The sequence below is a fragment of the Paraburkholderia kururiensis JCM 10599 = LMG 19447 genome (assembly GCF_003986935.1).
In the GTDB taxonomy this organism is placed as follows: domain Bacteria; phylum Pseudomonadota; class Gammaproteobacteria; order Burkholderiales; family Burkholderiaceae; genus Paraburkholderia; species Paraburkholderia kururiensis.
Genome location: NZ_RJZE01000016.1, coordinates 175,452 through 189,405, shown reverse-complemented (window position 1 = coordinate 189,405; position 13,954 = coordinate 175,452). Strand labels below are relative to the sequence as shown.

General features: G+C 64.6%; 12 protein-coding genes. 9 read left to right on the top strand and 3 right to left on the bottom strand.

Going from position 1 to position 13,954, the window contains the following annotated elements; genetic code table 11:
- Positions 1 to 301 precede the first annotated feature (301 nt).
- Positions 302 to 1,576, bottom strand: a complete 1,275-nt coding sequence (locus PKKP23_RS20425; protein WP_126878198.1) for an SGNH/GDSL hydrolase family protein — start codon at positions 1,574 to 1,576, stop codon at positions 302 to 304.
- Between the two features lie 251 nt (positions 1,577 to 1,827).
- Between PKKP23_RS20425 and paaA the strand changes: the two genes are divergently transcribed.
- The 7 genes from paaA (at position 1,828) to PKKP23_RS20390 (ending at position 7,427) form a co-directional block, all read left to right on the top strand.
- Positions 1,828 to 2,826, top strand: a complete 999-nt coding sequence (paaA, locus tag PKKP23_RS20420; RefSeq protein WP_126878197.1) for a 1,2-phenylacetyl-CoA epoxidase subunit PaaA — start codon at positions 1,828 to 1,830, stop codon at positions 2,824 to 2,826.
- A 125-nt stretch (positions 2,827 to 2,951) separates the two neighbouring features.
- Positions 2,952 to 3,236: a 1,2-phenylacetyl-CoA epoxidase subunit PaaB gene (gene paaB / locus PKKP23_RS20415; protein ID WP_017772033.1), complete on the top strand. Its 285-nt coding sequence runs from the start codon at positions 2,952 to 2,954 to the stop codon at positions 3,234 to 3,236.
- Positions 3,237 to 3,244: 8 nt separating this feature from the next.
- Complete coding sequence (paaC, locus tag PKKP23_RS20410) at positions 3,245 to 4,048, top strand: 1,2-phenylacetyl-CoA epoxidase subunit PaaC (RefSeq protein WP_126878196.1); 804 nt, start codon at positions 3,245 to 3,247, stop codon at positions 4,046 to 4,048.
- Positions 4,049 to 4,094: 46 nt separating this feature from the next.
- The gene (gene paaD / locus PKKP23_RS20405) at positions 4,095 to 4,679 is read left to right on the top strand and encodes a 1,2-phenylacetyl-CoA epoxidase subunit PaaD (RefSeq protein ID WP_126878195.1); all 585 of its coding nucleotides are present in this window, start codon (positions 4,095 to 4,097) and stop codon (positions 4,677 to 4,679) included.
- Between the two features lie 2 nt (positions 4,680 to 4,681).
- Positions 4,682 to 5,770 (top strand): 1,2-phenylacetyl-CoA epoxidase subunit PaaE, encoded by a 1,089-nt coding sequence (gene paaE, locus PKKP23_RS20400; protein WP_126878194.1) that lies wholly within the window; start codon positions 4,682 to 4,684, stop codon positions 5,768 to 5,770.
- A gap of 145 nt (positions 5,771 to 5,915) precedes the next feature.
- Entirely contained in the window at positions 5,916 to 6,518 is a 603-nt protein-coding gene (locus PKKP23_RS20395; RefSeq protein WP_126878193.1) for a TetR/AcrR family transcriptional regulator, read from the top strand.
- 243 nt (positions 6,519 to 6,761) lie between these two features.
- On the top strand, positions 6,762 to 7,427 hold the full coding sequence (locus PKKP23_RS20390) for a GNAT family N-acetyltransferase (protein WP_017772038.1): 666 nt from the start codon (positions 6,762 to 6,764) through the stop codon (positions 7,425 to 7,427).
- A 167-nt stretch (positions 7,428 to 7,594) separates the two neighbouring features.
- Here PKKP23_RS20390 and PKKP23_RS20385 read toward each other — a convergent pair whose 3' ends face one another.
- Positions 7,595 to 8,122 (bottom strand): Lrp/AsnC family transcriptional regulator, encoded by a 528-nt coding sequence (locus PKKP23_RS20385; RefSeq protein WP_126878192.1) that lies wholly within the window; start codon positions 8,120 to 8,122, stop codon positions 7,595 to 7,597.
- A gap of 159 nt (positions 8,123 to 8,281) precedes the next feature.
- Between PKKP23_RS20385 and hppD the strand changes: the two genes are divergently transcribed.
- Positions 8,282 to 9,379, top strand: coding sequence for a 4-hydroxyphenylpyruvate dioxygenase (hppD, locus tag PKKP23_RS20380; protein WP_017772040.1), 1,098 nt, complete (start codon positions 8,282 to 8,284; stop codon positions 9,377 to 9,379).
- 195 nt (positions 9,380 to 9,574) lie between these two features.
- On the opposite strand, the gene PKKP23_RS20375 is transcribed toward hppD, so the two are convergent.
- Positions 9,575 to 9,790, bottom strand: a complete 216-nt coding sequence (locus PKKP23_RS20375) for a hypothetical protein (RefSeq protein ID WP_126878191.1) — start codon at positions 9,788 to 9,790, stop codon at positions 9,575 to 9,577.
- A 386-nt stretch (positions 9,791 to 10,176) separates the two neighbouring features.
- Between PKKP23_RS20375 and PKKP23_RS20370 the strand changes: the two genes are divergently transcribed.
- The gene (locus tag PKKP23_RS20370; RefSeq protein WP_126878190.1) at positions 10,177 to 13,767 is read left to right on the top strand and encodes an indolepyruvate ferredoxin oxidoreductase family protein; all 3,591 of its coding nucleotides are present in this window, start codon (positions 10,177 to 10,179) and stop codon (positions 13,765 to 13,767) included.
- The last annotated feature ends 187 nt before the right edge of the window (positions 13,768 to 13,954 follow it).

The window sequence follows — 13,954 nt, the reverse complement described above, 5'->3', positions numbered from 1 at the left end:
GCCATCAAGCGCCCACACTTATCGGCTGTAAGTTTTTAAAGATCGTTCGCACCGTCACCAGAGTCACTTCCCTCCAGCACCGCCTGCGTCGCTGCATCAGCAGCAGAGAAACGAGATTATGAAGACTCTTTGCCGCTTCGTCAACAGATAATTTCGCATCCGCTTAAAAATCTGCCGGCTTCGCGCCCCGCCGTTTCCCGCAGCGGCCCGTGTTCGCAACGGGGAGGCGAATAGTAGGCCAACACCAGCCACATGACAAGGGGATGACGGAGATTTTTTTCCCGACCCGCCTCCGCCGCGCTCATTTCCCCGCCGCCGCGGCCACGACAGCATGCGGCACCGCCTGTGCCATAGCCGCGTAGCCTCGGTCGCCCGGATGGACGTGATCGCCGCTGTCGTACGCGGCCCGAAGCCGATCCGGCTGCGCGGGATCGCGGAGGGCACCATCGAAATCCACTACGCCGTCGAAAGCGCCGCCGGTTCGGATCCAGTTGTTCACGGCAAGCCGGATCGCCTCCCTCTGCGGCGGCAATGAGGCCGGCGTCAGCGTCGCACCATAAATCCGCACGCCGCGGTGGCGAGCCTCGGCGATCAGGCGCCTGTAGCCGTCGATCAACGCTTGCGCCGTAACCTGGGTATGCGGGAAGTCACAATCGAGCCCAGCGTGCGGCGGCATCGCGGCGAAATTGATGTCGTTAATGCCGATCAGCAGAACGACCGCTCTCACACCCGGCTGCGCGAGCGCGTCCCGCTCGAAACGTTTCTCGAGCGCTTCGCCGTAGCAGGGCGAGTCACTAAGCAAGCGGTTGCCGCTGATCCCCAGATTCACCACGCCGATCGACTGCTCCCGCTCGCCGGCGAGCCGCCGCGCCAGTTCATCCGGCCAGCGTTGATTGCGATTGATGGTCGAGCGCATACCATCTGTGATCGAGTCGCCGATCGCAACGATCGTCGTCGCGCCCGGCGCTTCCACCGAGAGCCCGCTCACCCACGCGTACTGAGTGAACCGCTGGCGCCAGCCTGCGCCCGAAGCATCCGCGACGTGGTCCCCAGGCGACGAGACGTAATTGATCTGGCTGGCCACCCGGTGCCACGCGACCATCGTCTGCTCTTGCCCCATATAGGAGCTGATCGCGTAAGGCGTTCCCGCTGCGATCTCGATCGACACAGGGTCGCTTTCAACATCCGCCCCCGCGGGCACCGACACCCCCTGCTTGCCGCCGAACGTAACCGAAACGTCTCGCGCAGGGTCGATGCTCGCTCCGCCCATCGACCGCGCAATGCGCAGACCACGAATCACGAGCGCCGTCCGTCCATACTCATTGCTGACGCGAATCCGGACGACGCGCCCACTTACGGTTGGATAGACGATCTGCCGAACCGTACGCCCCGCCACCTCGGGAGCCCGATAGAGCGGCGGCAGCTCTGCCCGCTGGGGAATAGGCTGGAGCGCCGTCGCCCAGGCGGCGACCCAGTGCGCCTCGGTATCGGCAGGAGCGGCGGGAGTGGCAGCAAGCGCCGGCGACGCGAGCGGCAACAGCAGTCCGAGCACACCAGCCAGAGTAAGAATTTTCATGCTGAAGCGATGTGGGGCATCTGGAAGAAGGAAGGCGGCCATTGTGCCTGATCGACGGGCGGGACGAAGCGGGACGAAGCGAGACAAGACAGGCCCGTGGCAAGCCCGACTCCCCGCGCCCGTGACGCTGCCTGCGCGCGCCACCCCGCGCCGACCGGCACCTCCACGCCGCCCTGGAAAATCAAATTGACCGACCGGTCGGTTGGTTTATACTGCGCCCTACGGACAAACTTCGCACGCGAGCGCCCGCCATGTACACGCAATCCCTCGACATTCCCGGCAACGTCGCACCGCTCGATGCCGGCGCCGGCTCGCCCCAGCAGGCCCACTTCGACGCCACGATCGCGGCCGACGGAAAAATCGAGCCACAGGACTGGATGCCCGACGCCTATCGCAAAACGCTCGTGCGCCAGATCTCACAGCACGCGCATTCCGAGATCGTCGGCATGCTGCCCGAGGGCAACTGGATCACCCGCGCGCCCAGCCTCAAGCGCAAGGCAATCCTGCTGGCCAAGGTGCAGGACGAAGGCGGCCACGGCCTTTATCTCTATAGCGCCGCGGAAACGCTCGGCGTCTCGCGCGACCAGTTGATCGACGCACTGCACGCCGGCAAGGCCAAGTACTCGAGCATCTTCAATTACCCGACGCCCACCTGGGCCGACGTCGGCGTGATCGGCTGGCTCGTCGACGGCGCGGCGATCATGAATCAGATTCCGCTGTGCCGCTGCTCGTACGGTCCCTACGCGCGCGCCATGATCCGCATCTGCAAGGAAGAGTCGTTTCACCAGCGGCAAGGCTTCGACGCCCTCCTCGCCATGATGAAAGGCACCGAGGCGCAGCGCGAGTTGGTGCAACAGGCGGTGAACCGCTGGTGGTGGCCGGTCCTGATGATGTTCGGTCCGAGCGACGCCGATTCGATCCACAGCAACCAGTCGACGAAATGGGGCATCAAGCGCATTTCGAACGACGATCTGCGCCAGAAATTCGTCGATGCCACGGTCGAACAGGCCAAGGTTCTCGGCGTCACGCTGCCCGACTCCGATCTGCGCTGGAACGAAGCGCGCGGCCATTACGACTACGGCGTGATCGACTGGGACGAGTTCTGGCGCGTCGTGAACGGCGACGGCCCGTGCAACCGCGAGCGGCTCGCCACCCGCGTCAAGGCACACGATGACGGCGCCTGGGTGCGCGAAGCCGCCATCGCCCACGCAGAAAAAGTACGCCTGCGCGCCGCCCAGCAAGCCGCCTGACACTTGCCCGCGCCAGCCGCCACACCAATCGCGTCACAGCCCCGCGGGCCCAAAGGCATCAAGCGCAACACATGCGCAAGACCCGCCCGAACGAACGATCAGCAAGAGACTCCAGGAGATTCACGATGAACAAGGAATGGCCCATCTGGGAAGTGTTCGTGCGCAGCAAGCAAGGGCTCGATCACAAGCATTGCGGCAGCCTGCACGCGGCGGACGCGTCGATGGCGCTGCGCATGGCCCGCGACGTCTACACGCGGCGCCAGGAAGGCGTGAGCATCTGGGTGGTGCCGTCGTCGGCGATCACCGCGTCGGACCCGAACGAGAAGGACGCGCTCTTCGAGCCTGCGGGCGACAAGATCTATCGTCACCCGACGTTCTATACGCTGCCCGACGAAGTCAACCACATGTAACGCGCACCATGACGCCCACGCAAGATCACCTCACCTACGTGCTGCGCCTCGCGGACACGGCGCTGATTCTCGGCCAGCGCAACGCCGAGTGGTGCGGCCACGGCCCGGTGCTCGAAGAGGACATCGCGCTCACCAACATGAGCCTCGACCTCATCGGCCAGGCGCGGTTGCTGTACACGCACGCGGCCACGCTGGAAGCCGCGCTGAACGGACGCTCGCGCACCGAAGACGATTACGCGTACTTCCGCGCCGAGCGCGAATTCGCCAACTACACGCTCGTCGAGCTGCCGCACTACGGCCCGCTCGCCGGCACGGCGCACGCGGAGAACGACTACGCCGTCACGATCGTGCGCAATTTCCTGTATGCGACGCTAATGGCGCATCTCTGGACCGCGCTCACGGCGTCGTCCGACGAGGTGCTCGCCGCTATCGCCGCGAAGTCGCTCAAGGAAACGCGCTACCACCTGCATCACGCGCGCGAGTGGCTGATCCGGTTCGGCGACGGCACGGCCGAATCGCATCGTCGCGCCCAGGCCGCGCTCGACTATCTGATGCCTTACACGCGCGAGCTGTTCGCGTCGGACGCCGTGGAAGACGCGATCGCCGCGGCAGGCATCGGTCCGAAAACGGCCGACCTCGAAGCCGCCTGGAATGAAGACATCAGCGCCGCGCTCGAAGAAGCCACGCTCGTGCTGCCGGCGCCTGTCAAGCACGTGACCACCGGCAAGCACGGCGAGCACTCCGAGCACATGGGCTATTTGCTCGCCGAGATGCAGAGCCTCGCGCGGCAACATCCCGGCGCGACGTGGTAGCCGTCCACCCGCGTCCCGATCACCAAGGCACTTGCGGAACTCAGCAATGACCACAGCTGCAGACACGTCCCGCGCGAGCACCGATTCGAGCGTCGAATCGATGCTCGAACGCGCCTGGGCCGCGCTCGAAGGGGTGCCGGATCCCGAGATCCCGGTCGTATCGATCCGCGAACTGGGCATTCTGCGCGACGTGCGCCGCGCCGCGGACGGCGTGCTCGAAGTCGTCATTACGCCGACGTACTCGGGCTGCCCTGCGATGGCACAGATCGCGGAAGACATCGCTCACGCGCTCGAAGTCACAGGTCTTGGGCCCTGCCGGATCGAAACCGTACTGGCGCCCGCCTGGACCACTGACTGGATCACCGCCGAAGCGCGTGAAAAGCTGCGCGCGTACGGCATCGCGCCGCCCACCGGGCAGTGCGGCGGCGATGCCGCGACAGACGCGGGTCAGAAGACCGCCACCGAAAAAACGCTGCGCTTCGTGCCGCCTGCTGCGCTCGCGTCGCCTGCGTGCCCGCACTGCGGGTCGCTGCATACCGAGCGTCTCTCGCAATTCGGCTCCACGGCGTGCAAGGCGCTGTACCGCTGCCTCGATTGCCGCGAACCCTTCGACTATTTCAAACCTTATTGACTATGGCCACCCCGGAATTTCACCCGCTGCGCATCCGCGAAGTCCGGCCCGAGACCGCCGACGCCGTCTCAGTCGCGTTCGAAGTGCCGCCCGAGCTGCGCGAAGCGTACCGTTTCACGCAAGGGCAATTCGTCACGCTCAAGGCCCACATCGACGGCGAAGAGACGCGCCGCTCGTATTCGATCTGCGTCGGCGTCACCGACTACGATCGCGACGGCGAATTGCGCATCGGCATCAAGCGCGTGCGCGGCGGCCGTTTCTCGAACTTTGCCTTCGACACGCTGCAACCCGGCCACACGATCGACGTGATGACGCCCGACGGCCGCTTCTTCACGCATCTGAACGCCGAGAACGGCAAGCAATACGTGGCGTTCGCCGGCGGCTCCGGCATCACGCCGGTGCTCGCCATCGTCAAGACGACGCTCGAAGCGGAGCCGCGCAGCACGTTTGCGCTGGTCTACGGCAATCGCAGCGTCGATTCGATCATGTTCGCCGAGACGCTCGAAGACCTGAAGAACCGGTTCATGAACCGGTTCGCGCTCTACCACGTGCTCTCCGACGATCTGCAGGAAGTCGAGCTTTTCAACGGCGTGCTCGACGAGGCCAAGTGCGCCGCGTTTCTTGAAACGCTGCTCCCGGCGAACAGCATCGACGAAGCGTTCATCTGCGGCCCCGCGCCGATGATGGACGCCGCCGAGCGCGCGTTGCGCGACGCCGGCGTTACGCAGGAAAAGATCCATGTGGAACGCTTCGGCTCGCCGCTGCCCCAGGCCGGTGTGCCGCCCGTCGAGATCACGGAGAACACGCGCGCCGCCGACCTCGAAATCGTGCTCGACGGCAAGACGCGCCGGCTGCGTCTGCCGTACGAAGGCGTAAGTCTGCTCGACGTCGGCCTGCGCGCGGGGCTTGCGCTGCCCTACGCGTGCAAAGGCGGCGTTTGCTGCACTTGCCGCGCGAAGGTGCTGGAAGGCGAGGTGAAAATGGACCGCAACTACACGCTCGAAGAGCAGGAAATTCGCGACGGCTTCGTGCTGACGTGCCAGTGCCATCCGGTCAGCGAGCGCGTGGTGGTGAGCTACGACGAGCGCTAGAGCGGCTGGAACGCCGCGCACGATCCGCTTACACTAAGGCCGCTCGCGCGCCCGGTACGCCGGCGCGCGAGCGGCCTTTGCTACGTCATCGCCCGTCGCCGGGCTTGATCGCTTCGCTGTAGACAACCCGACCAGAACAACAACCATGGCCCGCACCCGCGCTCCCGATCACGATACTCAACGCGATCAGATTCTCGAACTCGCAGCCGGCAAGTTCGCGCAGACGAGCTATCCGAGCACGTCGATGGCCGACCTCGCGGCGGCAAGCGGAACCTCCAAGGCGCGGCTCTACCACTACTACGAGAGCAAGGAAGCCATCCTCTTCGACCTGCTCGACCGCTACACCAAGCGGCTGATGCTGATCATCGCGGAGGTGGAGGGCGCAAGCCAGCGGCGCGGCCTCGACGAGCGCGAAACCTTCGCCGAGTTGGTCCGCGCCTTTCTCGCCGAGTACGAGACGTCGCATAGCCGACACGTGGCGCTCCTCAACGACGTCAAATATCTGGAGGATGCGCAGCGCGAAATCATCCTGAACCGCCAGCGCGACGTGGTCGCGGCGTTCGCGCGGCAACTGTCGCGGGCCTATCCCGAACGGGTCACCCGCGAAAACCAGACGGCGCTCACGATGATGGTGTTCGGCATGATCAACTGGACGTTCACCTGGCTGAAGCCGGGCGGGCGCATGGGCTATCGCGATTTCGCGGAACAGGTGGTCGCAGTGATCGACCACGGTCTCATCAGCGCCTGAGCCGCCTGATTTTGCAAAGCAGCATGGGTGCGACGCTTTGTCCGTCGGCATGCCACAACAGTGTCATGCGCACGGCATCAACAAAAAATCACATAAAAACAATCACTTAAAATTAGCGCCAAATTGCACTAGAGCGCGGACTCAGCCGGGAATCGGGGTTTTCCCTAGTTATTGGCACCCTTCTCCGATAGAATTCGTGTCGCGCCGCATCACGCGGTTGACGAACAGGAAGGAGAACCCGCCATGAACACGCCCACCGCCCTTACCGACGAGCCGATCGAAACGGTCGATCGCCTGTTGCCGGCCGGTCGCGCGCCTGCGCTGGTGCGGGAATTGACCTCCATCGACCGTGAGCGGTTGCTCGGTCACTTTCTCGCGCTCGGCGAAGACGACCGGCTCCTGCGTTTCGGCCAGGTCGTTCCCGACCACGTGATCGAAAACTACGTTCGCACGCTCGACTTCTCGCGCGACACCGTGTTCGGCGTGTTCGACCAGCAGTTGCAGCTGGTGGGGGTCGGCCACCTCGCCTACCTGCCCGCCGAAGGCGACAAGCGCACAGCCGAGTTCGGCGTGTCCGTGACCGAAAGCGCGCGCGGCCAGGGCATCGGCACGCGCTTGTTCGAGCGCGCGGCCATCCGCAGCCGCAATACCCACGTCACCACGCTCTACATGCACTGCCTGTCGCGCAACAGCACGATGATGCACATCGCCAAGAAGGCCGGCATGAAGATCGAGTACGCCTACGGCGAAGCCGACGCCTACCTCACGCTGCCGCCCGCGGATCAGACGAGCATCATCGCGGAAATGCTTCAAGAACAAGCCGCGGCATTCGATTACGCGCTGAAGCGCCAGGCGCGTCAGGCATCGAAGATCATCGAGTCGATCCTGCCGCACGCTATCGCGGCTTGAGCGAACGCGTGGTGCCGCGATGGCGCCTGTCGCGATGGCAACGACAAACGACGAAGGGCGGCCTTGGCCGCCCTTCTGCTTTTCTGGCCCTCGCCAGCTTTAAGGTGGCCTTGATTGTGTTTAGCCCCGCCGCCTCCCCCGAACGTCGCCATTCTTGATGCCGCGCTTCAAGGAATCGGCAACGCTGTGGTCTCTTTGAACGTTTCCAGCGAAAAGCTCGTCTTCACGTCGATCACCGATGGGTGATGCAGCAGTTGCTCCCGCATGAAGCGCGAGAAATGCGCCATGTCTTCCACCTGTACGCGCAGCAGGTAGTCCATGTCGCCCGTCATCGCGTGGCAGGCCACCACTTCGGGCCACGCCTGCACTGCCGCGCGAAACAGCTCCGCGTGCGTCGCGCCGGCGCGCGCTGGTGAGCCCGGACCGCCGGCTGCCGGCATCGACGGTAGCGGGCCGCCTCGCTTCTCCAGCCGCACGCTCACGTACGCAAGCAGATCGAGCCCGAGCTTCTGCGGGGCAAGCAGCGCCACGTAGCCGCGAATCACGCCGCTTTCCTCGAGCCGGCGGATACGCCGCAGGCAGGGGCTAGGCGACAGGTTCACCCGCTCGGCGATCTCCTGGTTCGAGAGTCGCCCGTTCTCCTGGAGGATGGCGAGAATCCGTCGGTCGATCGCATCAATCTCGATTTTGGTCATTTTCTGCCATATAAGCTGGAATGGGTGGCAATAAATAGCTCGATCGTATTCACTCACAACCCAAATCGCAAGTTTTCGTCTCACCGTCGCGGATAAACTTTTCGCTCATACCGGCCTACGGCCCATCAGCCAAACAGCACCCGCAATCAGGAGAGAGACATGCAGGTTCCCGTCTGGGAGAACCCCGTCGGCACCGACGGCTTCGAGTTCATCGAATACACCGCGCCCGACCCGAAAGCGCTCGGCCAGCTGTTCGAGCGCATGGGATTCACCGCCGTGGCGCGGCACCGCCACAAGGACGTCACGCTCTACCGCCAGGGCGACATCAACTTCATCGTCAACGCCGAGCCGGATTCGTTCGCGCAACGCTTCGCGCGCCTGCACGGCCCGTCTATCTGCGCCATCGCCTTCCGGGTGCAGGACGCCGCGAAGGCCTACCGCCACGCGCTGGAACGCGGCGCCTGGGGCTTCGACAACAAGACCGGCCCGATGGAACTCAACATTCCGGCCATCAAGGGTATCGGCGACTCGCTCATCTACTTCGTCGACCGCTGGCGCGGCAAGAACGGCGCGGCGCCGGGCAGCATCGGCGACATCAGCATCTACGACGTCGATTTCGAACCGATTGCGGGCGCGAACCCGAACCCCGCCGGCCACGGCCTCACCTACATCGACCACCTGACCCACAACGTGCACCGCGGACGCATGCGCGAATGGGCCGAGTTCTACGAGCGCCTCTTCAACTTCCGCGAGATCCGCTACTTCGACATCGAGGGCAAGGTGACGGGCGTGAAGTCGAAGGCCATGACGTCGCCGTGCGGCAAGATCCGCATCCCGATCAACGAGGAAGGTTCGGAAACCGCAGGCCAGATCCAGGAGTATCTGGACGCCTACCACGGCGAGGGCATTCAGCACATTGCGCTCGGTACCAACGACATCTATGGCACCGTCGACGGTCTGCGCGCCTCGAACATCGCGCTGCTCGACACGCCGGCCACTTACTACGAACTGGTCGATCGCCGCATTCCCGGCCATGGCGAACCGCTCGATGAACTGAAGAAGCGGAAGATTCTCCTGGACGGCGCACCGGACGACCTGCTGCTGCAGATCTTCACCGAAAACCAGATCGGCCCGATCTTCTTCGAGATCATCCAGCGCAAGGGCAATCAGGGCTTTGGCGAGGGCAACTTCAAGGCGCTGTTCGAATCGATCGAACTCGACCAGATTCGCCGGGGCGTGGTGCAAGACAAGGCGTAAGCGTCGCGCCGCGCACGGCACAGCCGGGTAGCGGCATAACGCGCGCACAAAAAAGGGCGAAGATCCGCAGATCTTCGCCCTTTGCTCCTTTGGAACCGCCGCGTCCTGACAGGCCGCGGCACTAAAACGGACGATGCCGTATCGCGCTACTCGCTATCTGCCTTCAGGTTGAGGCAAGCGGCGCGCGACGTCGCATCACGATTGCTCGCTCTCGTCGTTGGACTGAGCGGATGCGCCAAAGCGACGCGTACCGACCTGAGCCGGCGCACAGCGGGTTGTCATACGGGCAGTTGCATTGGCAAACGCATTGTTGCCGCCCTCGTTGCTGGATGCGTTCGAACGCAGCGGCGCGCTCATGGCGAAAAATGCGGCCGAGACCATCAGGAAGGTCTGGATGTTTCGATGGTTCATGCGTACTCCTTTTTCTGAACTACCTGCGCGGGAGGTGCCCCACAACGTGCGGGGGAACAGGACGCGGTCCGCACAGGTGGGGGATTAGACCGGCTTTTCAAGAGCGGTTCCCATCCGGAGCGGGCTTTTACAGGCCGTTACATCGCGATTCATTCGGACACATCGCCTGTCATACGCAGGCCACAATGGGCTCGACGATTCGCACCGCAATCACAGCCGAAAGGCCGCTGCAATCGGGATTTCTGGCTTCCTGCGGCGGGTTTTCACCAGTGCTACCATCGCGAAAAAGACGCCAATATGGCGACCCCGGCCGAAGCATTCACGAGATGCCGAGGCACAGCAGTTCTGGCGATCCAAACGGATTGGTAGATGGAGGAGTACACATAATGAATGCCCCGCTAGACGCAGGTCAGCGAGCGTCGCTCGAAGCCGCGCTAACGTCCGTCACACTCGACGACAAATACACCCTCGAACGCGGCCGCGCGTACATGAGCGGCATCCAGGCGCTGGTCCGCCTGCCGATGCTGCAGCAGGAACGCGACAAGACGGCCGGTCTCAATACAGCAGGGTTCATCTCCGGATATCGCGGCTCGCCACTCGGCGGTCTCGACCAGTCGCTCTGGAAGGCAAAGCAGCATCTCGCCGCGCACCAGATCGTGTTCCAGCCCGGCGTCAACGAAGACCTTGCCGCTACTGCGGTGTGGGGCTCGCAGCAGGTCAACCTGTACCCCAGCGCGAAGTACGACGGCGTGTTTTCCATGTGGTACGGCAAAGGCCCCGGCGTGGACCGTTGCGGCGACGTCTTCAAGCACGGCAACTCGGCCGGCTCGTCGCGCCACGGTGGCGTGCTCGTGCTGGCCGGCGACGATCACGCCGCCAAGTCGTCCACGCTCGCGCATCAATCGGAGCACATCTTCAAGGCGTGCGGTCTGCCGGTGCTGTTCCCCTCCAACGTCCAGGAATATCTCGACTTCGGTCTGCATGGCTGGGCCATGAGCCGCTACTCGGGTCTCTGGGTCGCAATGAAGTGCGTGACGGACGTGGTGGAGTCGTCGGCGTCGGTGGAGATCGATCCGCATCGCGTGAATATCGTGCTGCCTGGCGACTTCGCGATGCCCGAAGGCGGCCTCAACATCCGCTGGCCCGACCCGCCGCTCGTGCAGGAAGCCCGGCTGCTCGACTACAAGTGGTACGCGGCGCTCGCCTACGTGCGCGCCAACAAACTGGACCGCGTCGAGATCGATTCGCCCAATGCGCGCTTCGGCATCATCACCGGCGGCAAGGCGTATCTCGACGTGCGGCAGGCGCTCACCGACCTCGGGCTCGACGACGCCACCTGCGCGCGCATCGGCATTCGCCTGTACAAGGTGGGCTGCGTGTGGCCGCTCGAAGCGCAGGGCGCGCAGGCGTTCGCACGCGGGCTCGAAGAGATTCTGGTGGTGGAAGAGAAGCGCCAGATTCTCGAATACGCCATCAAGGAAGAGCTGTACAACTGGCCCGACGCGCAGCGTCCGCGCGTCTACGGCAAGTTCGACGAGAAGGGTGGCGCCGGCGGCGAATGGTCGGTGCCGATGGGCAACTGGCTCTTGCCCGCGCACTACGAGCTTTCGCCCGCCATCATCGCCAAGGCCATCGCCACGCGGCTCGACAAGTTCGACCTGCCCGCCGAGGTGCGCGCGCGCATCGCCACCCGCATCGCGGTAATCGAAGCGAAGGAGAAAGCGCTCGCCAAGCCGCGCGTGCAGGTGGAACGCAAGCCCTGGTTCTGCTCGGGCTGCCCGCACAACACGTCGACCAACGTGCCCGAAGGTTCGCGCGCCATGGCCGGCATCGGCTGCCACTACATGACTGTGTGGATGGACCGCAGCACGAGCACCTTCAGCCAGATGGGCGGCGAAGGCGTGGCGTGGGTCGGCCAGGCACCGTTCACGAACGACCAGCACGTGTTCGCGAATCTGGGCGACGGCACCTACTTCCACTCCGGCCTGATCGCGATTCGCCAGGCGATCGCGTCGAAGGCGAACATCACCTACAAGATTCTCTACAACGACGCGGTCGCGATGACGGGCGGCCAGCCCGTGGACGGCGTGCTCACCGTGCCGCAGATCACGCATCAACTCGCTGCCGAAGGCGCGAAGAAGATCGTGATCGTCACCGACGAGCCGCAGAAATACGAAGGCCACCCCGGCACGCTGCTCGCGCCGGGCGTGACGATCCATCATCGCGACCAGCTCGACGCCATTCAGCGCGAACTGCGCGAGATCGCCGGCACGACGATCCTGATCTACGACCAGACCTGCGCCACCGAAAAGCGCCGCCGCCGCAAGCGCGGCTCGTACCCCGATCCAGCACGCCGCGTCGTCATCAACGAAGCGGTGTGCGAAGGCTGTGGCGACTGTTCGGTGCAATCGAACTGCCTTTCGGTCGAGCCGCTCGAAACCGAGTTCGGCACGAAGCGCCAGATCAACCAGTCCACCTGCAACAAGGACTTCTCGTGTCTGAAGGGCTTCTGCCCGAGCTTCGTTTCCGTGGAAGGCGGGCAGGTGCGCAAGCCGGCCGTGGCGGGCGTGAAGAACGACACCATGCCGCCCGTGCCTGCGCCGCAAACGCCCGACATCGCGCAACCCTACGGCGTGCTCGTCACGGGCGTGGGCGGCACCGGCGTGGTGACGATCGGCGCGCTCCTCGGCATGGCTGCGCACCTGGAGAACAAGGGTGTGACGGTGCTCGACGTCACGGGTCTCGCGCAGAAAGGCGGCGCCGTGATGAGCCACGTGCAGATCGCCAACCGCCCCGACGACATCCACGCAACCCGCATCGCGATGGGTGAAGCGAGCCTCGTGATCGGCTGCGACGAGATCGTGACCGCCAGCGACGAGTGCATCTCGCGCATGCAAAACGGCAGCACGCGCGTGGTGCTCAACAGCGCGGCAACACCGACCGCGGAGTTCATCAAGAACCCGAACTGGCGCTTTCCGGGCTCGAGCACGGAAGCGGACGTCCGCGCCGCCGCAGGCGAAGACGGCGTCGCGGTGGTGGACGCGAACCACTACGCGGTGGCGTTGCTGGGCGATGCCATCTACACGAATCCGTTCATGCTGGGCTTTGCGTGGCAGCGCGGGTGGCTGCCGCTCACGCACGAGTCGCTGGTTCGCGCCATCGAACTGAACGGCGTGCAGGTCGAGAAGAATCGCGCGGCCTTCGAGTGGGGCCGCCTCGCCGCGCACGATCTGGCGACGGTGCGCAAGCTGGCGGGTGAGGCAGCGGCAGATGCGTCGGCGGCCAAGGTCGTCACGCTGCACACGCCGAAGTCGCTCGACACGCTGATCGAACGCCGTACCGCGTTCCTCACCGCCTACCAGAACGCCGCTTACGCCGCGCGCTATCGCCGGCTTGTGGACGAAGTGCGCGCCGCGGAAACCACGCTCGACGCGGGCGACGCGCAGATGCCGCTCACCGAGGCCGTCGCGAAGAATCTGCGCAAGCTGATGGCCTACAAGGACGAGTACGAGGTCGCACGCCTCTACGCCGACCCCGCGTTCGTCGAGAAGCTGAAGCAGAACTTCGAGGGCGACTGGAAGCTCAACTTCTACCTCGCGCCGCCGTCGTTTTCGAAGAAGGACGCTTCGGGTCATCTCGTGAAGAAGCAGTACGGACCGTGGGTGCTGCCCGCCATGCGCATGCTCGCGAAGCTGCGCGTACTGCGCGGCACGGCGCTCGATCCGTTCGGCCGCACGGAAGAACGCCGCACGGAACGCGCGTTGATCGGCGAATACGAGGCGCTTGTGTGCGAACTGCTGCGCGGGCTGAATGCGCAGAACCGTGCACTCGCCGTGGAACTGGCCAGCCTGCCCGACGGCATTCGTGGCTACGGTCACGTGAAGGAGCACAACCTCAAGGCCGTGCGCACGAAATGGGCGACGCTGCTCGCGAAGTGGCGCGCGCCGCAGGGCGGTGACGCGCGGCACGCGGCTTAAAGCGGCACGGCACACCGCAGCCGCTGTTGAACCGCTGTTGCACTGTAAGCGTCGCGCTTTTACGGCGTATCAGCAAAAAAAAGGCGCCCCGCAAAAACGGGGCGCCCTTTTCATTTGCTTCTTTCGGTCGTGCGAGGTCGTTGCATCAAGGCTCGCGAACCTCGCGAGCCCCGCGCCGACAACGCAC

Bases quoted from the DNA above. Each gene is read 5' to 3' on its own strand.
- PKKP23_RS20425 (WP_126878198.1), bottom strand. From the start codon at position 1,576: ATGAAAATTCTTACTCTGGCTGGTGTGCTCGGACTGCTGTTGCCGCTC.
- paaA (WP_126878197.1), top strand. From the start codon at position 1,828: ATGTACACGCAATCCCTCGACATTCCCGGCAACGTCGCACCGCTCGAT.
- paaB (WP_017772033.1), top strand. From the start codon at position 2,952: ATGAACAAGGAATGGCCCATCTGGGAAGTGTTCGTGCGCAGCAAGCAA.
- paaC (WP_126878196.1), top strand. From the start codon at position 3,245: ATGACGCCCACGCAAGATCACCTCACCTACGTGCTGCGCCTCGCGGAC.
- paaD (WP_126878195.1), top strand. From the start codon at position 4,095: ATGACCACAGCTGCAGACACGTCCCGCGCGAGCACCGATTCGAGCGTC.
- paaE (WP_126878194.1), top strand. From the start codon at position 4,682: ATGGCCACCCCGGAATTTCACCCGCTGCGCATCCGCGAAGTCCGGCCC.
- PKKP23_RS20395 (WP_126878193.1), top strand. From the start codon at position 5,916: ATGGCCCGCACCCGCGCTCCCGATCACGATACTCAACGCGATCAGATT.
- PKKP23_RS20390 (WP_017772038.1), top strand. From the start codon at position 6,762: ATGAACACGCCCACCGCCCTTACCGACGAGCCGATCGAAACGGTCGAT.
- PKKP23_RS20385 (WP_126878192.1), bottom strand. From the start codon at position 8,122: ATGACCAAAATCGAGATTGATGCGATCGACCGACGGATTCTCGCCATC.
- hppD (WP_017772040.1), top strand. From the start codon at position 8,282: ATGCAGGTTCCCGTCTGGGAGAACCCCGTCGGCACCGACGGCTTCGAG.
- PKKP23_RS20375 (WP_126878191.1), bottom strand. From the start codon at position 9,790: ATGAACCATCGAAACATCCAGACCTTCCTGATGGTCTCGGCCGCATTT.
- PKKP23_RS20370 (WP_126878190.1), top strand. From the start codon at position 10,177: ATGAATGCCCCGCTAGACGCAGGTCAGCGAGCGTCGCTCGAAGCCGCG.